20 protein-coding genes and 3 tRNA genes are annotated in these 19,296 nt (G+C 67.2%); 17 read left to right on the top strand and 6 right to left on the bottom strand.

Annotated features, from left to right (window positions below; genetic code table 11):
* Nucleotides 1-31: 31 nt before the first annotated feature.
* Together AC1DFC_RS24325 and AC1DFC_RS24320 are read right to left on the bottom strand one after the other, a co-directional pair.
* On the bottom strand, nucleotides 32-616 hold the full coding sequence (locus AC1DFC_RS24325; RefSeq protein WP_007835521.1) for a hypothetical protein: 585 nt from the start codon (nucleotides 614-616) through the stop codon (nucleotides 32-34).
* A gap of 58 nt (nucleotides 617-674) precedes the next feature.
* On the bottom strand, nucleotides 675-1,028 hold the full coding sequence (locus AC1DFC_RS24320; protein WP_007835518.1) for an ArsC family reductase: 354 nt from the start codon (nucleotides 1,026-1,028) through the stop codon (nucleotides 675-677).
* Nucleotides 1,029-1,064: 36 nt separating this feature from the next.
* Here AC1DFC_RS24320 and folC point away from each other — a divergent pair, with 36 nt between their 5' ends.
* From folC to AC1DFC_RS24275, 9 genes are all read left to right on the top strand, one after another.
* The gene (gene folC, locus AC1DFC_RS24315) at nucleotides 1,065-2,372 is read left to right on the top strand and encodes a bifunctional tetrahydrofolate synthase/dihydrofolate synthase (RefSeq protein ID WP_478180141.1); all 1,308 of its coding nucleotides are present in this window, start codon (nucleotides 1,065-1,067) and stop codon (nucleotides 2,370-2,372) included.
* Between the two features lie 61 nt (nucleotides 2,373-2,433).
* Complete coding sequence (locus tag AC1DFC_RS24310) at nucleotides 2,434-3,300, top strand: SPOR domain-containing protein (RefSeq protein WP_413336025.1); 867 nt, start codon at nucleotides 2,434-2,436, stop codon at nucleotides 3,298-3,300.
* A 21-nt stretch (nucleotides 3,301-3,321) separates the two neighbouring features.
* On the top strand, nucleotides 3,322-3,807 hold the full coding sequence (locus tag AC1DFC_RS24305; protein ID WP_413336027.1) for a CvpA family protein: 486 nt from the start codon (nucleotides 3,322-3,324) through the stop codon (nucleotides 3,805-3,807).
* Between the two features lie 12 nt (nucleotides 3,808-3,819).
* On the top strand, nucleotides 3,820-5,322 hold the full coding sequence (gene purF, locus AC1DFC_RS24300; RefSeq protein WP_007835511.1) for an amidophosphoribosyltransferase: 1,503 nt from the start codon (nucleotides 3,820-3,822) through the stop codon (nucleotides 5,320-5,322).
* Nucleotides 5,323-5,333: 11 nt separating this feature from the next.
* Nucleotides 5,334-6,560, top strand: a complete 1,227-nt coding sequence (locus AC1DFC_RS24295; protein WP_007835509.1) for an O-succinylhomoserine sulfhydrylase — start codon at nucleotides 5,334-5,336, stop codon at nucleotides 6,558-6,560.
* 4 nt (nucleotides 6,561-6,564) lie between these two features.
* Entirely contained in the window at nucleotides 6,565-7,953 is a 1,389-nt protein-coding gene (gene gltX, locus AC1DFC_RS24290; RefSeq protein ID WP_478180140.1) for a glutamate--tRNA ligase, read from the top strand.
* A gap of 36 nt (nucleotides 7,954-7,989) precedes the next feature.
* Nucleotides 7,990-8,065: transfer RNA gene (locus AC1DFC_RS24285), tRNA-Ala, on the top strand.
* A gap of 51 nt (nucleotides 8,066-8,116) precedes the next feature.
* Nucleotides 8,117-8,192, top strand: a tRNA-Glu gene (locus tag AC1DFC_RS24280).
* A gap of 69 nt (nucleotides 8,193-8,261) precedes the next feature.
* Nucleotides 8,262-8,338, top strand: a tRNA-Asp gene (locus AC1DFC_RS24275).
* A 3-nt stretch (nucleotides 8,339-8,341) separates the two neighbouring features.
* Here the strand turns inward: AC1DFC_RS24275 and AC1DFC_RS24270 are convergent.
* Nucleotides 8,342-8,566: a tripartite tricarboxylate transporter substrate-binding protein gene (locus AC1DFC_RS24270; RefSeq protein ID WP_478180139.1), complete on the bottom strand. Its 225-nt coding sequence runs from the start codon at nucleotides 8,564-8,566 to the stop codon at nucleotides 8,342-8,344.
* A gap of 4 nt (nucleotides 8,567-8,570) precedes the next feature.
* A complete protein-coding gene (locus AC1DFC_RS24265; protein ID WP_478180138.1) occupies nucleotides 8,571-8,882 on the bottom strand; it encodes a hypothetical protein in 312 nt (103 codons plus the stop codon).
* Nucleotides 8,883-9,127: 245 nt separating this feature from the next.
* Between AC1DFC_RS24265 and AC1DFC_RS24260 the strand changes: the two genes are divergently transcribed.
* Complete coding sequence (locus tag AC1DFC_RS24260) at nucleotides 9,128-9,502, top strand: HU family DNA-binding protein (RefSeq protein WP_478180137.1); 375 nt, start codon at nucleotides 9,128-9,130, stop codon at nucleotides 9,500-9,502.
* Between the two features lie 101 nt (nucleotides 9,503-9,603).
* Here the strand turns inward: AC1DFC_RS24260 and AC1DFC_RS24255 are convergent, their stop codons facing one another.
* The gene (locus AC1DFC_RS24255; RefSeq protein ID WP_007833375.1) at nucleotides 9,604-9,813 is read right to left on the bottom strand and encodes a hypothetical protein; all 210 of its coding nucleotides are present in this window, start codon (nucleotides 9,811-9,813) and stop codon (nucleotides 9,604-9,606) included.
* Nucleotides 9,814-9,968: 155 nt separating this feature from the next.
* Between AC1DFC_RS24255 and AC1DFC_RS24250 the strand changes: the two genes are divergently transcribed.
* The 3 genes from AC1DFC_RS24250 (at nucleotide 9,969) to AC1DFC_RS24240 (ending at nucleotide 13,123) form a co-directional block, all read left to right on the top strand.
* On the top strand, nucleotides 9,969-10,445 hold the full coding sequence (locus AC1DFC_RS24250) for a hypothetical protein (protein ID WP_478180136.1): 477 nt from the start codon (nucleotides 9,969-9,971) through the stop codon (nucleotides 10,443-10,445).
* A 93-nt stretch (nucleotides 10,446-10,538) separates the two neighbouring features.
* Entirely contained in the window at nucleotides 10,539-12,371 is a 1,833-nt protein-coding gene (locus tag AC1DFC_RS24245) for a bifunctional metallophosphatase/5'-nucleotidase (protein ID WP_413336033.1), read from the top strand.
* Nucleotides 12,372-12,538: 167 nt separating this feature from the next.
* Nucleotides 12,539-13,123 carry a BPSL1445 family SYLF domain-containing lipoprotein gene (locus tag AC1DFC_RS24240; protein WP_007833372.1) on the top strand — a complete coding sequence of 195 codons (585 nt, stop codon included), beginning with the start codon at nucleotides 12,539-12,541 and terminating at the stop codon, nucleotides 13,121-13,123.
* A 36-nt stretch (nucleotides 13,124-13,159) separates the two neighbouring features.
* On the opposite strand, the gene AC1DFC_RS24235 is transcribed toward AC1DFC_RS24240, so the two are convergent.
* Nucleotides 13,160-13,987, bottom strand: a complete 828-nt coding sequence (locus AC1DFC_RS24235) for a plasmid replication/partition related protein (protein ID WP_413336035.1) — start codon at nucleotides 13,985-13,987, stop codon at nucleotides 13,160-13,162.
* 157 nt (nucleotides 13,988-14,144) lie between these two features.
* On the opposite strand from AC1DFC_RS24235, the gene AC1DFC_RS24230 reads away from it, so the two are divergent.
* From AC1DFC_RS24230 to AC1DFC_RS24215, 4 genes are all read left to right on the top strand, one after another.
* Nucleotides 14,145-14,657, top strand: coding sequence for a sigma-70 family RNA polymerase sigma factor (locus AC1DFC_RS24230; RefSeq protein ID WP_007833370.1), 513 nt, complete (start codon nucleotides 14,145-14,147; stop codon nucleotides 14,655-14,657).
* Between the two features lie 120 nt (nucleotides 14,658-14,777).
* Nucleotides 14,778-15,008, top strand: a complete 231-nt coding sequence (locus AC1DFC_RS24225) for an MbtH family protein (RefSeq protein WP_007833368.1) — start codon at nucleotides 14,778-14,780, stop codon at nucleotides 15,006-15,008.
* Entirely contained in the window at nucleotides 15,008-15,751 is a 744-nt protein-coding gene (locus tag AC1DFC_RS24220; RefSeq protein WP_478180135.1) for a thioesterase II family protein, read from the top strand. The genes AC1DFC_RS24225 and AC1DFC_RS24220 overlap by 1 nt, the downstream gene beginning before the upstream one ends.
* A 66-nt stretch (nucleotides 15,752-15,817) precedes the next feature.
* A partial coding sequence (locus AC1DFC_RS24215; protein ID WP_478180134.1) for a condensation domain-containing protein occupies nucleotides 15,818-19,296 on the top strand: 3,479 nt, incomplete at its 3' end.

Below are 19,296 nucleotides of genomic sequence, written 5' to 3'. Positions count from 1 at the left end.
GCTCAGGCGGCTTGGGCCGTCGGCCAGCGGCTCAACGGTGCCAGCCGCGGTATCCGCCACCCCAGCCGCGGTAGTAGCCACCGCCCCAGCCGCGCGAATAGCCGAGGTTCAGCGAGATGCCGACCGGCGGATAGACGTAGGGATAGGCATAGGGGTACGGGTAGGCTGGCTGCACGTAGACGGGAGCGGCATACACCGGCGCCGGTTGGTAGACCGGCGCGGGAGCGTCGGAGACCACCACGCCCGGCTCGGGCACCACGCTGTCCCATGGCGAGCCGCCATACTGCGGATAACCGTTGCCGTTGTCGGCTTCGACCGGATAAGGCTGCAGCTGCGGCTGCGGCGCCACCGGTGAGGTCGTCACGCCGTAGGCGTTGGCCTGGATCGAAATGGTCGCGCCGGGCCGACTGTTCATGCGGGTGGTGTACTGGCGGCCGTTGTATTCATAGGTGACGTTGTAGTTGACGTCGCTGCCGGTCGTTTCGCGGATCGGCGTGGCGGAGATCACGCGGGCCTGGACCACCTGGTTCTGCTGGGCGTGCACGAGCCCGGTGCCGGCGGCCAACGCTGCGGCCGCGGAAATCCCGGCGAGGGTGCGAAAAACATGCGTATTCATGGTGTGTTTCTCCTGCAGATCGGGATTGGAGGCCGGGCAGCAGGCCGGGTTCCGGCGTTTACACGACGTTGACAGCCCAGGCATCGGCGTCGAACCCTGTCGTAACGGGTTTTTTCGCCCCCCAGTTGACCACCGGCCGCTTGATCAGGCTGGGGTTGGCCAGCAGCACGGCGCGGGCCGAGCCGGCATCGACCACGCCCTCGCGGGTGGCGTCGTCCAGCTTGCGCCAGGTGGTGCCCTTGCGGTTGATCAGGGCCTCCCATCCGGGTTTTTTTAGCCACTGGTCGAGCTCGGCCTCGGGCACGCCCTGTTTCTTGAAATCGTGGAAGGTGTAGGCCACGCCATGTTCATCGAGCCAGGCGCGGGCGCGCTTGACGGTGTCGCAGTTCGGAATGCCGTATAGGGTTGTCATGCCCGCGATGATGCCCCGGGCGGCCAGTCGGCGACAATGCCGGCCTCCATGGAAACCCTTAACGACTGGCTCGCGCGCGCCGAGCAACTCCATCCCAAGAACATCGAACTCGGGCTCGAGCGCGCCAAGGAAATGGCGCAGCGCCTCGGCCTGCGCTTCAACTGCCCCGTCATCACGGTGGCGGGCACGAACGGCAAGGGCTCGACCTGCGCCATGCTCGAATCGATCCTGACGCACGCGGGCTATCGCACGGCGGTGTTCACCTCGCCGCACCTCGTGCGCTTCGAAGAGCGCCTGCGGCTCAAGGGCGAAGCCGTCGATGCTTCCAAACTGATAGCAAGTTTCGAAGTGGTGGAGAAGGCGCGGGGCGACATGCCCCTGACCTACTTCGAGTTCACCACGCTCGGCATCCTGCATTGCATGATCGAGGAAAAGCCCGATGTGGCGATCCTCGAAGTCGGCTTGGGTGGGCGGCTCGACGCGGTCAACATCATCGACGCCGACTGCGCGGTCATCACCAGCATCGACCTCGACCACATGGAATACCTCGGGCCCGACCGCGAAAGCATCGGCTTCGAGAAGGCCGGCATCATGCGGCCGGGCAAGCCCGCCATCGTGAGCGACCCGATGCCGCCGCAGAGCGTGATCGACCATGCGAACGCGATCGGCGCCGACCTCTGGCGCTTTGGGACCGACTTCAACGTGTCGGGCGACAAGCAGCAGTGGGGCTGGTCGGGCCGTGGCCGGCGCTACAGCGGGCTGGCCTACCCGGCGCTGCGCGGGGCCAACCAGCTCATCAACGCGGCCGGCGTGCTTGCGGCGCTCGACGCCTTGCGGCCGCAGTTGCCGATCACCGCGCAGGCCGTGCGCAACGGGCTCGCGATGGTCGAGTTGCCGGGCCGCTTCCAGATCGTGCCGGGCGAGCCTGCGCTGGTGCTCGACGTGGCGCACAACGCCCATGCCGTGGCCGCGCTGGCCGAGAACCTCGATGCGATGGGCTTCTACCCCACCACGCACGGCGTGTTCGGCGTGATGGCCGACAAGGACCTCGCACCGATCCTCGCGCGCATCGGGCCGCTGATCGACCGCTGGTACTTCACCGACCTGCCCACGCCGCGCGCCGCCAAGGCGGCCGACCTGCTGGCCAGCTGGCAGGCGCAGAACACGCGAACCGACGCCTCGGGCAGCGTGTACGCGGCCCCGATGGAAGCATTGCGCGCAGCCATCGGGCAGGCGGGGCCCGCTGATAGAATCGTGGTCTTCGGATCGTTCTTCACCGTGGGTGGCGTGCTCGAAAACGGCACCCCCCGGCTGCAAGCCAAACACCTGCTGCCAGGCGGCTGATCGTCGGGCTGTCCACACCATCTGGCACCACCTCGCTGCACTCCTTCAGGGATCGAACTTCATGGCGTTTTTCAAGTTCCGCACGCGCGGCCCGCAAGGCAACGAAGGACGCAGCGCCCCTGCCGCCGTCCCCGCGGAAAGTGTCGAAACCATGCGTCGGCGTGCACGCCACCGGCTGCTCGGCGCAGCGGTGCTGGTGCTGCTCGGCGTGATCGGCTTTCCGCTGCTGTTCGATACACAGCCGCGCCCCGTGTCGGTCGACATTCCCATCGAGATTCCCGACCGCAACAAGGTCAAGCCACTGCCCGTGCCCGCCGCGCCGGCGCCCACCACGAGCACCGCGCCGGTAGCGCCAGACAGCGGCAGCAGTTCGCGCGTGGCCTCGGCATCGTCCGGCGGCATGATCACCGAGACCGCCGACGGCACGGTGATCGAATCCGGCAGGCCCGTGCCCAGCACGCCACCCGTCGCGGCCGCCGAGCCCAAGCCCGATCCCAAACCGGAGCCCAAGCCCAAGCCGGAGGCCAAACCCGAACACAAGCCGGAACCCAAACCCGAGCCCAAGCCGAAGCCCGAACCCAAGCCAGAAGCGAAGCCCAAGCCGGCCGACTCGGGCGATGCTGCCCGTGCCCGCGCGCTGCTCGAAGGCAAGCCCGTCGCGACGGCTGCCGCGCCGAAGCCCGCCGCCGATGAAGGCGGCCGCTTCGTGGTGCAGGTCGGCGCTTTCGCCGACGCCGACAAGGCGCGCGAAGTGCGCCAGAAGCTCGAGAAGGCCGGCCTCAAGACTTACGTGCACGTGGCCAAGACGGCCGACGGCGAGCAGCGCACGCGTGTGCGTGTGGGCCCCTTCGGTTCGCGTGCCGAGGCCGACCGCGCGGCGGAAAAGGTCAAGGGCTTGTCTTTGGCGGCTGCGATCCTCACGTTGTAAGAGCCGTCGCCTGCTGTTGCCGTGGCCTTGCTCGACTGGATCGCCGTCGCGCTCATCGGGGTGTCGATGCTGTTCGGCCTGATGCGCGGGCTGGTGTTCGAAGTGATTTCGCTGATCGGCTGGGTGGCGGCTTTCATCGCCGCCCAGTGGCTGGCTTCCGGCGTGGCGGCATGGCTGCCGTTCGGCGATCAGCAGGGGGCGTGGCGCTATCCACTGGCCTTCGTGCTGGTCTTCGTGGCGGTGGTGTTCGGCGTCGGCCTGGTGGCGGCGCTCACGCGCAAGTTGATCACGGTCGTGGGCCTGCGGCCGGTGGACCGGATTCTGGGAGCAGCGTTCGGTGCGGCGCGGGGCGCGGTGGCCCTGCTCGTGCTGGCCGTCGTTGTTCATTTGCTGGTGTTGAGCGACAGTGCCTGGTGGCACGAATCGCGCAGCGCCATTGTTCTCGATGCGGCATTGCAGGGCCTGAAACCCGCGCTGCCTGAAAAGTTGGCAAGCTACCTGCCCTGAGAGGAATCGTTCATGTGTGGAATCGTCGGCGTTGTCAGCAACGCACCCGTCAATCAGCTGCTCTATGACGCGATGCTGCTGTTGCAGCACCGTGGCCAGGATGCGGCCGGCATCGTGACCTTGCTGGAACGCAAGTTCTTCATGCACAAGGCCAAGGGCATGGTCCGCGACGTGTTCCGCACGCGCAACATGCGCGCGCTGCCGGGCAGCGTGGGCCTGGGCCAGGTCCGCTACCCGACCGCCGGCAATGCCTACAGCGAGGAAGAGGCGCAGCCCTTCTACGTGAACGCGCCCTTCGGCATCGTGCTGGTGCACAACGGCAACCTGACCAACGCGCATGCGCTGCGCGCGGAGCTGTTTTCCACCGACCATCGCCACACCAACACCGAGAGCGATTCCGAAGTGCTGCTCAACGTGCTGGCACACGAACTCGAACGCTCGTCGCGCGGCGTGCCGCTGCACCCGGCCGAAGTGTTCGCCGCGGTCAAGAACATGCACAAGCGCCTGCGCGGCTCGTACGCCGTGGTGTCGCTCATTGCCGGCCACGGCCTGCTCGCCTTCCGCGATCCCTACGGCATCCGCCCGCTGTGCATGGGCCGCAGCGCCGACGGCGCCGTGATGGTGGCCAGTGAATCGGTCGCGCTCGAAGGCTCGGGCCATGTGTTCGAGCGTGACATCGCCCCGGGCGAAGCCGTGTTCATCGACCTCGAAGGCAAGGTGCACTCGATGCAGTGCGCCGAGTCGCCTACGCTGAACCCCTGCATCTTCGAATTCGTGTACCTTGCGCGCCCGGACTCGGTGCTCGACGGGATCTCGGTCTACCAGGCGCGCCTGAACCTCGGCGAAACGCTGGCCAAGCGCGTGGTCTCGACCGTGCCGCCGAACCAGATCGACGTGATCATCCCGATCCCCGAGTCGAGCCGCCCGAGCGCCACGCAGCTCGCGCACCTGCTGGGCGTGCCGTACCGCGAAGGCTTCGTGAAGAACCGCTACGTGGGCCGCACCTTCATCATGCCGGGGCAGGGCGTGCGCAAGAAGTCGGTGCGTCAGAAGCTCAACGTGATCGCCAGCGAATTCAAGGGCCGCAATGTGCTGCTGGTCGACGACTCGATCGTGCGCGGCACCACCAGCCAGGAAATCGTGCAGATGGCGCGTGACGCCGGCGCGCGCAAGGTCTACCTGGCCAGCGCCGCGCCGCCGGTGCGCTACCCCAACGTCTACGGCATCGACATGCCGACCAAGGGCGAACTGGTGGCGCATGACCGCACGGTCGAGCAGATCCGCGAACTGATCGGCTGCGACGCGCTGATCTACCAGGACGTCGATGCCATGAAGCGCGCGATCGGCTCGCTCAACCCCAAGCTCGACGGCTTCGACGCCTCGTGCTTCGACGGCGTGTACGTGACCGGCGACATCGATACCGAGGCCATCTCGCGCATGAACGGCAACCGTCCCCGCGTCGAAGAGACCGAAGAGGATTCTTCGCGCCTCGCGCTTCCCAACCACAGCGAGTGAGAGCAGACGAAGTGACCGACGAAGAACGAACACTGCCGCCCGGGTTGCATCCGGAGACGCTCGCGCTGCGCACCGGGCTCGCGCCGAGCCAGTACGGCGAGCATTCCGACGCGCTTTTCCTGACCAGCGGCTTCGTGCAGCCCGATGCGGAAACCTCGATGCGCCGTTTCGCTGGCACCGAGCCGGGCTTCACCTACTCGCGCACCTCGAACCCGACCGTGACCAGTTTCGAGCAGCGTATCGCGGCGCTCGAAGGTACGGAAGCGGCGATCGGCGCTTCGACCGGCATGGGCGCGATTCTCATGATGTGCATGGGCCTGCTGAAGGCAGGCGACCATGTGGTCTGCTCGCGCTCGGTGTTCGGCTCCACGCTGAACCTGTTCGGCAAGGAGTTCGCCAAGTTCGGCGTCGAGACCACCTTCGTGTCGCAGACCGACGTGGCCGAATGGCGCGCGGCGGTCAAGCCCAATACCAAGCTGCTGTTTGCCGAGACGCCGACCAACCCGCTGACCGAGGTCTGCGACATCCGCGCGCTGGCCGATGTGGCGCATGCGGCGGGCGCGCTGCTGGCGGTCGACAACTGCTTCTGCACGCCGATCCTGCAGCGTCCGGCGGCGCTGGGCGCCGACCTCGTCATCCACTCGGGCACCAAGCACCTCGACGGCCAGGGCCGCGTGATGGCGGGCGCGATCTGCGGTCCCTCGAAGCTCATCGTCGACGTGTTCGGGCCCATCGTGCGCACAGCCGGCATGGCGCTGGCGCCGTTCAACGCGTGGGTCGTGCTCAAGGGCATCGAGACGCTGGGCATCCGCATGAAGGCGCATTGCGCGAACGCGATGGACATTGCTCAATGGCTCGAGAAGCAGCCGGGCATCGCACGCGTCTACTACCCTGGGCTCGCCTCGCATGCGCAGCACGAACTGGCGATGCAGCAGCAGTCGGGGCAGGGCGGCGCGGTGGTGTCGTTCGACGTGGTCGGCGACTCGCCCGAGACGGCGCGCGCCAATGCCTTCCATGTCATGAACAGCACGCGCGTGGTGAGCCTTGCCACCAACCTCGGCGACGTGAAGACCATCATCACGCACCCCGGCACCACTTCGCATGGCCGCCTCACCGAGGCGCAGCGCCAGGCGGCTGGCATCGGCCAGGGGCTGATCCGCCTCGCGGTCGGCCTCGAGCACGCCGATGACATCAAGGCCGACATTGCGCGCGGTCTGAGCACCCTGAATCCACGATAACGAAATGACCGGCAAAGTACGCACCCGCATCGCACCATCCCCCACGGGATTCCTTCATCTGGGCACGGCACGCACGGCCCTCTACTCGTGGGCCTATGCGCGCCACCATGGCGGCGAGTTCGTGCTGCGCATCGAGGACACCGACGTGGCTCGCTCCACGCAGGACTCGACCGACCAGATCCTCGCGTCGATGCATTGGCTTGGCCTCGACTACGACGAAGGCCCGATCTACCAGATGCAGCGCCTCGAGCGCTACCGCGAAGTCGTCGCGCAGATGCTCGCGGCCGGCACCGCCTACCACTGCTATTGCACGCCCGCGGAGCTCGAGGAGATGCGCGAGGCGCAACGTGCACGCGGCGAGAAGACCTTGTACGACCGCCGCTGGCGCCCCGAGCCAGGCAAGGTGCTGCCGCCCGTGCCCGAAGGCGTGCCGCCTGTGGTGCGCTTCTGCAACCCGCCCGAAGGCGACGTCACGTGGAACGACCTCGTGAAGGGCGAGATCACGATCAACAACCGCGAGATCGACGACCTCATCATCCTGCGGCCCGACGGTGTGCCGACGTACAACTTCGCGGTCGTTGTCGACGACTGGGACATGAACATCACGCACGTGTTCCGCGGTGACGAGCACATCAACAACACGCCGTGGCAGATCAACATCTTCCGCGCGCTTGGTGCGCCGCTGCCCCAGTTCGGCCATGTGCCCGTGATCCTGGGCGACGACGGACAGAAGCTCTCGAAGCGCCGCGGCGCGGTGAGCGTCACGGCCTACGAAGAGAACGGCTACCTGCCCGAGGCCATGCTCAACTACCTCGCGCGCCTCGGCTGGAGCCACGGCGACGATGAACTCTTCACGCGCGAGCAGATGGTGAACTGGTTCGACGGCTCGCACTTGTCGAAGAGCCCCGCGCAGTGGGACGCGGCAAAGCTTGCCTGGGTGAATGCGCAGTACATCAAGGCGAAGAGCGGCGACGAGCTCTCCCCGCTTGTTGCAGCACAGTTGCAAAAGCGCGGCATCGTCGCCGATGAACGTTTGCCTGCGATCTGCGCGCTGTTCAAGGACCGTTGCGACACCACGGTGGCGCTGGCGGGGTGGGCTGCCGCGTTCTATGCGGACATCGACGTGACCGAAGCCGATCGCGCGCAGCACATCACCGATGCAGTGAAGCCCGCGATTGCAACACTCGTTGAAAAATTGATGGGCGTGACCTGGGATAAGGCCTCAATCGCAGTTACCATCAAGGAAGTTCTCGCCGCACATGCATTGAAAATGCCGGTGTTGGCGATGCCAGTACGAGTGCTTGTGATGGGAACATCGCAGACACCGTCCCTCGATTCAGTGCTCGAAATTTTTTCCCGCGAAAAAGTTATCGAGCGATTGAAAAAGGCCTGAAAAATCGGGCTATAATTCGAGGCTCGACACCCACACGGGGGTATAGCTCAGCTGGGAGAGCGCTTGCATGGCATGCAAGAGGTCATCGGTTCGATCCCGTTTACCTCCACCATCAAAGTGTCGAGAAGGTTAGAGATGCTGATCGCAGCACGTCCAAGGTTTTGACCCTATCGTCTAGAGGCCTAGGACACCACCCTTTCACGGTGGCTACCGGGGTTCGAATCCCCGTAGGGTCGCCAGTTTCGCGCAAGTGAAGCAGGCACAAGTCGTCAGCACTTGGCTCCGCAAGGAGTGAACGTTGTCTACCAGGAGTGGTAGTTCAGTTGGTTAGAATACCGGCCTGTCACGCCGGGGGTCGCGGGTTCGAGTCCCGTCCACTCCGCCAAGCTCAGAAGCCCTTGCGAGTCAATGACTTGCAAGGGCTTTTTCTTTGGTGGCGGCCGCAACTACGAGCCGCAAGCTGCGTGCGCACGCCCGGGTCCTTCAAGGCCGCACCGATGGCCTTGTGCAGTTTCTGCACCATCTCTTCAGGCGTGTTCTTCGGCACCATGAAGCCGCTCCAGATCTTGTATGCGAAGTTCTTGAGTTCTTTGCCTTCGCTCGCGGTCGGCACGTTCTCAACAGCTCCGAGCGCTGCGCACCGAACTGGCCCATGACCTTGAGTCGGCCTGCTCGGCCAGCGCGCCCATTGCGGCGCTGTAGACCAGCACGACGAAGTCCACCTGCTCGCCCCCGATGTCCTGCAGGAGTGACGCGTTGCCCTTGCAGCGACGGCCGTGTCGGTGCGGGCGGGCTTCAGTGCGCAGTCCGATGCCGCCCTGGTGCGCGCAAGCCTCGCGAGCGCGGCCTCGACGCTGATCTCCCAGCACGCGCAGTGCGATCTGCTCGTCAAGTCTCTGGTCGACCTGATCCTGCGCCTCGGTCAGCACGCGGGGCTCGACTTTTCCCCCTTGGCCGGCAATCGTCCGCTACATGGAATCGACCGCGAAACGCCCCGCCGTTCGCGCCGCGATACTGGCCGAAGGCCTGATCGAAGGCTGATCCGCCAAGGCCTGAAGCGACCGCGTTACATCCGGCCTCTCGCAGTCGAATAAACTCCGCCCCGCTTGCAGCTTGTATTCGTGCTGCGCCGCCATAGGCAACATGGCGAAATCAAACCTATCAGGAAACTCAGTTGAACCGCATCGAACTCGTCGAAAAAATCGTCACCGCCCACAACGTCAGCAAGGCAGAAGCCGCGCGCATCCTCGAGACCGTCACGGGCTCGATCGTCGCCGCAGTGAAGAAGGGTGACCCCGTTCAGATCGTCGGCTTCGGCACTTTCAAGCAAGTGGCGCGCGCCGCACGCTCGGGCTTCAACCCCAGCGCCGGCACCAAGATCAAGATCGCTGCACAGAAGGTGCCGAAGTTCGTGCCGGGCGCCGCCTTCAAGGCCGCCGTGGACCCGAAGGCTGCAAAGCGCAAGGCCGACAAGGCCGTGGCCGCGAAGCCCGCAGCGAAGAAGGCCGCCGCACCCGCCAAGAAGGCCGTGGCTGCGAAGAAGAAGTAAGAACCGGCAGTGATGCACCGCAGCCTCGCGCTGCGGACGCAGAACAATGAAGAACGGCCCCTCGGGGCCGTTTTTCATGGGCGGTGCGCATGCGCATCGTTTCAGTCGCTCTGGATCACGCCCTCGCTCAGGTAGCGCTGGTATTCGGCAAGCGGAATGGCCGTCGTCTGAATGTTGCCGGCATCGCCCCAACTGATGACCGCGCTGTCGGGTGCCAGCTCGACTTCGATCGGTCCTTGGGGAATGAGGATCAGGGGGCCGTCGCCGGCCCGGTATTCGACATTTCCTGTGACTTTCGCGTTCGCTGCCATGGGTTCGTTCCTCGGGATGTTTGGGGAATGCGGGAGGCGGACCTCGAGCGTATCGGATCCGGTCCGGCTCGGGGTCATCGCGCCGCCGCGATGCGTGTAGGCGGGGCGGCCGTCATACCGGCGTCACGCGTGGCGTGGCACGCTCGCGCCTCGAAATGACGAATCCCCTCGGCAGAATTCTTGCGGCGTCGATCGCCTGTCTCGCGATCCTGGCGGCCGCCGTCGCGTGGCACCCGACCGCCGGCGGCAACGCTCAGGTCCGTGCGGCTGATGCAGTTCCCCCGTCGCTGGAAATCCGCTGGCATGGCGGCGGCATCGTGCTGCAGGGCGCGGTGCAGGACGCCGCCACGCAGCAGACGCTTGCCGAGGGCGCGGCCGCGCGCCTGGGCGGCGAGAGCGACCAGGTGACCGACTGGCTCGACATCACGCCCACGGCACTGCCCGTGGCCGACGCAGCGTCGCTCGCGCGGCTCATCAACCTCGGGCAGGAGGGCTGGCACCTGCAGCGCGGGCCGACCGGAGGCTGGCTCGCAGTGCAGTCGCTGACCGACGAGCGCAGCGTGCAGGCGAGGGCGCTGCTGCAGGCCGCCTTCGGTCCCGGGGGCGCGGTGCGCCTCGTGCCGTTGCCCTGAGCGGCCGATCTCCTTGCGCAGCCGAGGGGCCTTCACGGTCTCGTCATGTGCCGTCCCCAGCATCGGCGGCATTCCAAAACAGAGGAGAGGTCCATGCATTCATCGTTGAAGCACCTTGCCGTCGCGGGCGTGGTGGCCGCCACCCTGGCCGCCTGCGGAGGCAGCGGCAGTTCGAACAATTTCGTTCCTTTCGTGCCGCCACCCGCGGCCAGCAATCCGCCTGCGCCGGCGCCCGCACCTGCCGTGCCCGGCACCGTGGACGTGAAGCTCATTGCCTTCAACGACCTGCACGGCAACCTCGAACCGCCGAAGCTGTCGATCAACGCGCCCGCCAAGGGCGGCGGCACGGTGCCGGTGCCGGCCGGCGGCGCGGCCTACCTGGCCTCGGCCATCGCTTCGCTCAAGGAGAAGAATCCGAACAACGCGGTGGTGTCGGCCGGCGACATGATCGGCGCTTCGCCGCTGGTGTCGGCGCTGTTCCTCGACGAGTCGACCATCGAGGCCGTGAACGCGATGAAGATCGATTTCAACGCGGTCGGCAACCACGAGTTCGACAAGGGCCAGACCGAACTGCTGCGCATGAAGAACGGCGGCTGCGCGAAGAACACCGCGCTCGAACCCTGCCGCGTGAACAAGAATTTCCCGGGCGCCAACTTCGGCTTCCTCGCGGCCAACACCGTGAAGGGCGACGGCAACACGTTGTTCCCCGCCACCGGCATGAAGACCTTCACGAAGGATGGTGCCACGGTGAAGGTGGCATTCATCGGCATGACGCTGAAGGGCACGCCGAACATCGTCACGCCCGCCGGCGTCGCTGGCCTGAGCTTCAAGGACGAGGCTGACACCGCCAACGCGCTGATCCCGCAGCTGAAGGCGCAGGGCGCGGATGCCATCGTCGTCGTGGTCCACGAGGGCGGCACCACCACCGTGGGCTACAACGACAAGAGCTGCGCCGGCCTGAGCGGCGACATCCTGCCGATCCTGAACAAGCTCGACACCGCGGTGGACGTCGTGATCTCGGGCCACACGCACCGCTCGTACGTGTGCGACTACGGCAAGACCAACCCGGCCAAGCCCTTCCTGCTGACCAGCGCCGGCCAGTACGGCACGCTGCTGACGGACATCAATATCACCATCGACACCCGCACCCGCAAGGTCACGGCCAAGGCGGCTGACAACGTGATCGTGCAGGGCGAGTCCTACACCAGCGGCGCCACTACCGTCGCGCTGACCGACCAGTACCCCGCCTTCGGCAAGAACCAGGAAGTGGCCGCGCTCATCGGCCAGTACCTCGCCATCGCGGGGCCGCTGGTGCAGCGCGTGGTGGGATCGCTCACCGCGACGGCCACGCGCACGCAGACCGCGTCGAGGGAAAGCGTGCTGGGCAACCTGATCGCCGACGCGCAGCTCGCAGCCACGAGCCCGGCCGGCAAGGGCGCCGCGCAGATCGCCTTCATGAACCCGGGCGGCGTGCGCGCCGACCTCGCACCAGCCGGCGACGGCAGCGTGACCTACGGCCAGATCTTCGCGGTGCAGCCATTCGGCAACAGCCTGGTGGTGAAGACCATGACCGGCGCGCAGATCAAGGCGGTGCTGGAGCAGCAGTTCAACAGCGGTTCCAACACGGTGGCCTCGCCCAAGGTGCTGCTGCCGTCGGCCAGCCTGAGCTACAGCTACAGCCTCTCGGCGCCTGCCGGTTCGCGCATCGGCAACATGGCGCTCAACGGCACCGCGATGGCCGACGCCACCACCTACCGCGTGACGATGAACAGCTTCCTGGCCACCGGCGGCGACAACTTCACCGTCTTCAACCAGGGCACCGACGCGCTCGGCGGCGACCAGGACGTGGACGCCCTGGAGGCCTACATCAAGGCGAACAGTCCGCTGGCGCCGCCGGCAACCGGCCGCATCACTGTTCTGCCCTGAGCGGACGCTGACGAGAAGGGGGCACCGTTCGCCGACACCGTGACTTCGCGTAGGCCGATGTCGCAAGCCGGATTTGCCCCTCTTTGGCGGATTTAGCATGGAACTTGTCTGCCGCCGACGGCAGAGCTTTGTTTGCCGATCCATGTTTTTTTGCAAAGGAATCCGCCATGAAAACCATGAATCTCCGCACGCTGGCGCTTTCGTCCGCCGTGGCGGCGTGCAGCCTGGCTTTTGTCGGGTGCACCACCACGCGGCCGCAGGATCAGGCCAGCAGCGCGTCTTCGCGCACTTCCATCGACGCCCAGGTCGATGCCTCGCTGTCCAAGCTGTATGACTCCGTGAAGGGCTCGCGCGATCTGGTCGCCAGGTCGAGCGGGGTGCTGGTGTTTCCCGCCGTGGTGGGTGCCAGCATGGGCGTGGGCGCCGAGTATGGCCGAGGCGCGTTGCGCGTGAACGGTCGCACGCAGTCCTACTACAGCACCACCGCCGGATCGGTGGGCTTCCAGGCAGGTGCGCAGTCGAAGGCGGTGATCTACGTGTTCACCACGCAAGCGGCGCTGGACAAGTTCCGCAGCAGCAAGGGCTGGACGGCAGGTGCCGACGCCACGGTGGCGCTCGCGACCATCGGGGCCAACGGCAGCATCGACACGAACACGCTGCGCCAGCCCGTGGTGGGCTTCGTGATGACGAACGTCGGGTTGGAAGCCGGCGTCTCGCTGTCGGGCGCGAAGATCAGCGAGATCCAGCTGTAGGAAAACGCGTCGGCCGGCCTCTGCAGGCCGATGCGCTCAATGGCCGAGTTGCGCCCGCAGTTCGGCCACCTGCCGGCGCAGGGTTTCGTTCTCGGCCGTGAGTTCGGCCACGCGCTGCTGCAGCGCCTGTACCGTGTCAGGCGCGTCGTGCGTATCCGCTTCGGCGGACTCTTCTCGCGGCTTCTTCTTCGACTCGCGCACGCGCTTGGCGGCCTGCTTGAGCTCGTCCTTGCCGGCGTTCGCGGCCGAGATCTGCTCCTCGGCCGGCAGCGTGGCGACCGCGGCCGCGGTGTTGATCGAGATCACGCCCGACTTCACGGCCGCCACCAGTTCCGGCGCGGCCTGCTTCTGGATCTTCTCGATCATGCCCACCTGGCTGCTGCTCAGCCGCGCGGCGCGGGCGATGGCTTCGCGGCTGTTCAGCGGGGCGGGTGGGGGCATGGGAGCGCTGTCGGCGGACGGATCGACGTCGAACGGCGGGTCGGACGGATCGTGCGTGGCGTCCGGCGGCGAAGCCGGCTGCGCCACCGCGCGGGTGCGCTGCTGATCGACGATGTCCTTCTTGCGCAGCGCGAGCACGCCGCGCAGGAAGTCGGAGATGCTGCGCCGGCCCAGGTGCTGGTCGATCATCCAGAGGTGCACGTCGTCGATGCTCTTGAAGCGCGTGTTCTGCACCGTCTGGAAGGGCAGCCCGTGCTTCTGGCAGATGCCGTAGCGGTTGTGGCCATCCACCAGCACATCGCCCCAAAGCACCAGCGCGTCGCGGCAGCCCTCGGCGAGGATGCTGCGTTCGAGGGCTTCGTGTTCCTCCGGCGTCAGGGGGTCGATATAGGCTTTGAGGTCTTCGTTGACGACGATGTTCATGGGCAGGGGGACGCGGCGGGAAAAGCGAGCAAAGGGGCGGGATTTTAGATGTCTCTGTTTGGTGCGCCCAAACGTCTATGGAAGTGAGGGCACATCGCAAATCCTGGGTGTCACCTTCTTCATAAATAGTAATGATTCTTATTTAAATATGCAGCCCATGTCTTCGCCCGAGTCATCGCTGGGAGATGTCTTCGTCGCCAACCGGGCCCAGCTCTGGCACGTTGCCCGCAGGATCGTGCGCACCACCGATCTCGCGGACGACGTGGTGCAGGATGCCTACCTCCGGATCGCCGACGGCGCCTGCCGCAAGATTGACAAGCCCATGGGCTACTGCTGCCAGGTGGTGCGCAATCTGGCGCTCGACCATTGCCGCCGCCAGTCGCTCGAGGCCACCTACCGCACCTTCGACATCGATGTCGAGACATTGGACGTGCCCGGGCCATCTTCGCCGGACTGCCTTATGCGTGACCGCCAGGCCGTCGGCTTGATCGAGCAGGCGCTCTCGCGGCTTCCCGCGAGAACGCGCGCGGCGTTCCAGCTCTACCGCCTCGAAGGCCTCACGCAGCGCGGCATCGCGGCGCAGTTGGGCTGCGCGCTCGGGCTCGTGAACCGGCTCATCGCCGAGGCCGATGAAGCCATCGGCGCCATGCGCCACCTGATCAACGATTGACGTGCGCGACGCCCCGGGGGAGTGAACAGATTCGCTCCCGAACCGTCATGTTGATCAGAAGCGCAGCAATCGACCGCCCGATTTCCTGCCGCTTCCCCGATAACCGCACAAGGACGCACCATGTCTACCAGCTGCTTCGACCGCGAAGACGAAACCTTCATCGTCCTGGTCAACCACGAAGATCAATACTCCATCTGGCCGCATTGGAAGGCCGTGCCCAGCGGCTGGGTGGCCGTCGACGGCGTCAAGGGCGACAAGAAGACGGCGCTCGACTACGTCGAGAAGAACTGGACCGACATGCGTCCGAAGTCGCTGCGCGACTGGATGGCGGCGCAGGCTGCCGCGCTCTGATGGCCGTGCCGGCGAGGGTGTCGCTGCTGTGCCTGCCGTGCGCGGGCGCCAGCGCAACGATGTACCTGCGCTGGCGGCCCCTGCTGCCGCGCTGGATCGAGATCGTGCCCGTCGAGCTGCCGGGCCGCGGCATGCGCATGGGCGAGCGCTTCGTCGAAAGCTTCGACGCCCAGGTCGCGCGCATCTGCGCCGAACAGGCCGATGCGATGCAGGGCAGCTTCATGCTCTTCGGCCACAGCATGGGTGCGTTGCTGGCCTACGGCGTCGCGCAGCGGCTTCGCGCGCTGGGCCGGCCGCTGCCGCGGGCCTTGCTCGCATCGGGCAGTTCGGCGCCGTCGCAGCGCGATCCCGGCCGCTTGCCCGGCACGCACGACGACGCCGCGCTGACCGCCGAGCTGCGCAAGCAGGGCGGCACCCCCGAAGAGGTGTTTGCCAGCGCCGAGCTGATGCGCATCACCCTCGACACGCTGGGCGCGGACTACCGCGTCTGCCGGAGCTTCGCGTACGCGGCGGATGCGCCGCTGCCGATGCCCCTGCATGTCTTTGCGGGCCGCCGGGACGACATCGACGCCCCGCGCATGGAGGCGTGGTCGGCGCATGCCGGCGACGCGTTCACGCTCGACTGGTTCGACGGCGGCCATTTCTTCATCCGCCAGCGCGAGGCCGCCTTCCTCGATGCATTGACGCGGCGCGTGGGCCAGGCCATGGCCGGAGGACGGCATGCACCCCATGCAGTTGCATGACGCCTTGCCCGAACGCAGCCGGCCCGACGCCGGCTGCGCACTTTCCGACTATCTGGAGTGAGCGAGATGGCACGCACAACGACAACCGCGGTGGCACCGAACCAGGGGCACCCCGAATCCGCGAACTTCGTGGAACACCTGCGGGCATTGGCGCGGGCGCGGCCCGACGACGTCTGGCTCACGGTGGCCGGAGAAGCGAACGGCGCCTGCTTCGAGAAGCCCTTCAGCTACGCAGTCTTCGAGACGCGCGTGCGTGCGCTGGCGGTGCGCCTGCAACAGCAGTTTGCGAAAGGCGACCGCGCCCTCGTCATGCTGGACAACGACGATCACTACGCCGTGAGCATGCTGGCGTGCTTCTATGCCGGTGTGATCGCCGTGCCCGTGTTTCCGCCTGAATCCATGCGGCCCCAGCATCTCGCGCGCCTCGCGGGCATTGCGGACGATTCGCAGGCCCGCTGCATCCTCACCTCGTCGGCGATGCAGGCTGCAATGGAGCGTGCCGCAGAGTCGTTCGCGCAGGCGTCGATGATCGCCGTGGACGCGGTGGACAACGATCTCGCCGACGCATGGACCCCGTTCTCGCCGGCGCAGGACGACCCCGCATTCCTGCAATACACCTCGGGCTCGACTTCCGCGCCCAAGGGCGTGATCGTGACGCACGGCAACCTCATGGCCAACGAGCTCGCCATCCGCGAGGGCATGGGCATCGGGCCGGACGACAAGTTCGTGTCGTGGGCGCCGCTGTATCACGACATGGGCCTGATCGGCGGCCTCATGCAGCCGCTCTACAGCGGCATTCCGCTCGTGCTGACCTCGCCGCGCTACTTCCTCGAAAGCCCGGTGCGATGGCTCGAACTCATCTCGCGCCACCGCGCCACGCTGAGCGGCGGCCCTGACTTCGCCTACCGCCTGTGCCTCGACCGCGTGAAGGGATCGCGGCTCGCGGGCCTCGACCTGTCGAGCTGGCGCGTGGCCTACACCGGCGCCGAGCCCGTGCGCGCTGACACCGAAGCCGAATTCATCGAGCGGTTCGCGCCCGTGGGCTTCGACCCCCGCGCAGCGTACCCCTGCTACGGCCTGGCCGAGGCGACCCTGTTCGTCACTGGTGGACAACGCGGCGGTGGATTGGTCGCGCGCAGCTTCTCAAGCAGCGCGCTCGCAAGAGGCGAGGGCGTCGAGAGCGCGGAAGGCACCCTGCTGGTCGGCTGCGGCGCCGCGCCTGAAGGCCACCAGGTGCGCATCACCGACACCGCCTCGCTGGCCGCGCTCGGCACGGGCCGCGTCGGCGAGATCTGGGCCAGCGGAGCGAGCATCTGCGCCGGCTACTGGGGCAAGCCCGCCGAAACCCGCGAGACCTTCGCCGAGCATGAAGGCCGGCGCTGGCTGCGCACCGGCGACCTCGGCTTCCAGCACGACGGGCAGCTCTACGTCACGGGCCGCATCAAGGACCTGATCATCGTCCGCGGCCACAACATCTACCCGCAGGACATCGAGCGCACCATCGAAGCCGAGGTCGAGGCCGTGCGCAAGGGCCGCGTCGCCGCGTTCGCGGTGGCGGGGCCGCAAGGCGAGGGCATCGGCGTGGCGGCCGAGGTGTCGCGCAGCATGCAGAAGCTGGTGGCGCCAGATGTGCTCGTCGAGGCGCTTGGCGCCGCCGTGAGCGAGGTGTTCGGCGAAGCGCCGGCCGTTGTGGCGCTGCTGAACCCCGGCGCGCTGCCCAAGACCTCCAGCGGCAAGCTCCAGCGCCAGGCGTGCCGCGCGGGGCTCGCGGCGCGCAGCCTCGATGCCTACGCGATCCGCGAGCAGGGGGCTTTCACGCTCGGCGGCGGCGGTGCGCCGGTGCCGGCCGAGGCGCCGGTGCTCGACGATGTCGCGCAGGCGGTGGCAGGCATCTGGCGCGAAGTGCTCAGGTGGCCCGAAGGGCGCACGCTGGCGCACGACGCTCACTTCTTCGCCTCGGGCGGCAATTCGCTCGCGGCGGTGCAGGCGGCCGCGCGCATCGCGCGGCGCTGGAACATCGAGTTCGGCATCCGTGACCTGTTCGAACAGCCCCGGCTGAACGCCTGTGCGGATGCAGTGCGCAGCCGCAATGCGAACCCGGTCTCTGCTGCGCCCGGCGCGGCCATCGAACCGCTGTCCGCCGAGCGCCGGCTGCAGCCGCTGCCGCTGTCACACGCGCAGGAACGCCAGTGGTTCCTGTGGAAGCTCTCGCCGCAAAGCACCGCGTACCACATGAGCGGTGCGCTTCGCCTGTCGGGCGCGCTGGACACCGCCGCGATGCACTCCGCATTCGAAGACCTCGCCGCGCGCCACGAGTCGCTGCGCACGGTGTTCCTCGCCGGCGCGGACGGTTCAGCCGAACAGCTGATCAGCCCGTCGTGGGAGCCGTTGCTGAGCCTTGTCGACCTGCGCCACCTACCGCCCGGTGAACGCGAAGCGCGCGCCGCCGAGGAAGCGCGGCGACTTCACGCCACGCCCTTCGACCTGACGCAGGGGCCGCTGCTGCGCGTGGCGCTGGTGCGCCTGTCGGACACGTCGCATCTGCTCGTGGTGGTGATGCACCACATCATCTCGGACAGCGCGTCGATGCAGGTGCTGCTCGACGAACTCGCGGCCGGTTATGCCGCGCGGCTGCGAGGCGACACGCAGCGCCGTGCCGGCGCGCGCGCCCAGTACGTGGACCATGCCGTGTGGCAGCGAGGCTGGCTGGCCGCTGGTGAAGCCGAACGGCAGTTGGCCTGGTGGCGCGAGCAGCTTGGCGACGAGCACCCTGTGCTTGCACTGCCGACCGACCGTCCTCGCACCGCGCAGATCGGCTACAGCGCGGCGCGGCACAGCGTCGATGTGCCCGCCGCGCTGCTGGCCGGCCTGCGCCAATCCGCGGCGTCCGAGGGCGCGACGCTCTTCATGGTGCTGCTGGCCGGGTTCCAGGCGCTGCTGCATCGCTATACCGGACTGGAGGACATCCGCGTCGGCGCGCCGGTGGCCAACCGCAGCAGGGTCGAGGCCGAAGGCGTCATCGGCTTCTTCGTCAACACGCTGGTGCTGCGCAACCCGATCGGCGCGCGCATGCGCCTGTCGCAGGTCGTCGCGCAGGCCCGGGAGGCGGTGCTGGGCGCGAAGACGCACCAGGACCTGCCTTTCGAGCAACTGGTCGAGGTGCTGCAGCCGCAGCGCAGCCTGGGCCAGAGTCCGCTGTTCCAGGTGATGTTCAATCACCTGGCCGAAGACTACCGGGCGCTGGCGCAATTGCCGGGGCTCGAAGTGGCGCACTACGCACTGCCCGATGGAGAGGCGCAATTCGAGCTGGTGCTCGAAGCGCGCGAGACGCCCGATGGCACGTTGACGCTGGGCTTCGTCTACGCTGCGCAGTTGTTCGACCGTGAGACGGTCGAGCGGATGGCGGGGCACTATGTGGCGGTGCTGCAGGCGCTGGCCTGGCGGCGCGAACTGGCGGTGGGCGACGTGCCGCTGGTGGGTGCGGCGGAGCGCGCACAGTTGGCGGCGTGGAGCGGGAACAAGCACCGCCACGAAGGCGCACAGCC

The organism is Variovorax sp. 10L421, assembly GCF_056395365.1.
This window is presented reverse-complemented; position numbering and strand designations above follow the sequence as displayed.

What these genes read in the sequence shown, in the direction of transcription:
- AC1DFC_RS24325 (WP_007835521.1), bottom strand. Translation starts at nt 616, where the DNA reads ATGAATACGCATGTTTTTCGCACCCTCGCCGGGATTTCCGCGGCCGCA.
- AC1DFC_RS24320 (WP_007835518.1), bottom strand. Translation starts at nt 1,028, where the DNA reads ATGACAACCCTATACGGCATTCCGAACTGCGACACCGTCAAGCGCGCC.
- folC (WP_478180141.1), top strand. Translation starts at nt 1,065, where the DNA reads ATGCCGGCCTCCATGGAAACCCTTAACGACTGGCTCGCGCGCGCCGAG.
- AC1DFC_RS24310 (WP_413336025.1), top strand. Translation starts at nt 2,434, where the DNA reads ATGGCGTTTTTCAAGTTCCGCACGCGCGGCCCGCAAGGCAACGAAGGA.
- purF (WP_007835511.1), top strand. Translation starts at nt 3,820, where the DNA reads ATGTGTGGAATCGTCGGCGTTGTCAGCAACGCACCCGTCAATCAGCTG.
- gltX (WP_478180140.1), top strand. Translation starts at nt 6,565, where the DNA reads ATGACCGGCAAAGTACGCACCCGCATCGCACCATCCCCCACGGGATTC.
- AC1DFC_RS24255 (WP_007833375.1), bottom strand. Translation starts at nt 9,813, where the DNA reads ATGGCAGCGAACGCGAAAGTCACAGGAAATGTCGAATACCGGGCCGGC.
- AC1DFC_RS24250 (WP_478180136.1), top strand. Translation starts at nt 9,969, where the DNA reads ATGACGAATCCCCTCGGCAGAATTCTTGCGGCGTCGATCGCCTGTCTC.
- AC1DFC_RS24245 (WP_413336033.1), top strand. Translation starts at nt 10,539, where the DNA reads ATGCATTCATCGTTGAAGCACCTTGCCGTCGCGGGCGTGGTGGCCGCC.
- AC1DFC_RS24240 (WP_007833372.1), top strand. Translation starts at nt 12,539, where the DNA reads ATGAAAACCATGAATCTCCGCACGCTGGCGCTTTCGTCCGCCGTGGCG.
- AC1DFC_RS24235 (WP_413336035.1), bottom strand. Translation starts at nt 13,987, where the DNA reads ATGAACATCGTCGTCAACGAAGACCTCAAAGCCTATATCGACCCCCTG.
- AC1DFC_RS24230 (WP_007833370.1), top strand. Translation starts at nt 14,145, where the DNA reads ATGTCTTCGCCCGAGTCATCGCTGGGAGATGTCTTCGTCGCCAACCGG.
- AC1DFC_RS24225 (WP_007833368.1), top strand. Translation starts at nt 14,778, where the DNA reads ATGTCTACCAGCTGCTTCGACCGCGAAGACGAAACCTTCATCGTCCTG.
- AC1DFC_RS24220 (WP_478180135.1), top strand. Translation starts at nt 15,008, where the DNA reads ATGGCCGTGCCGGCGAGGGTGTCGCTGCTGTGCCTGCCGTGCGCGGGC.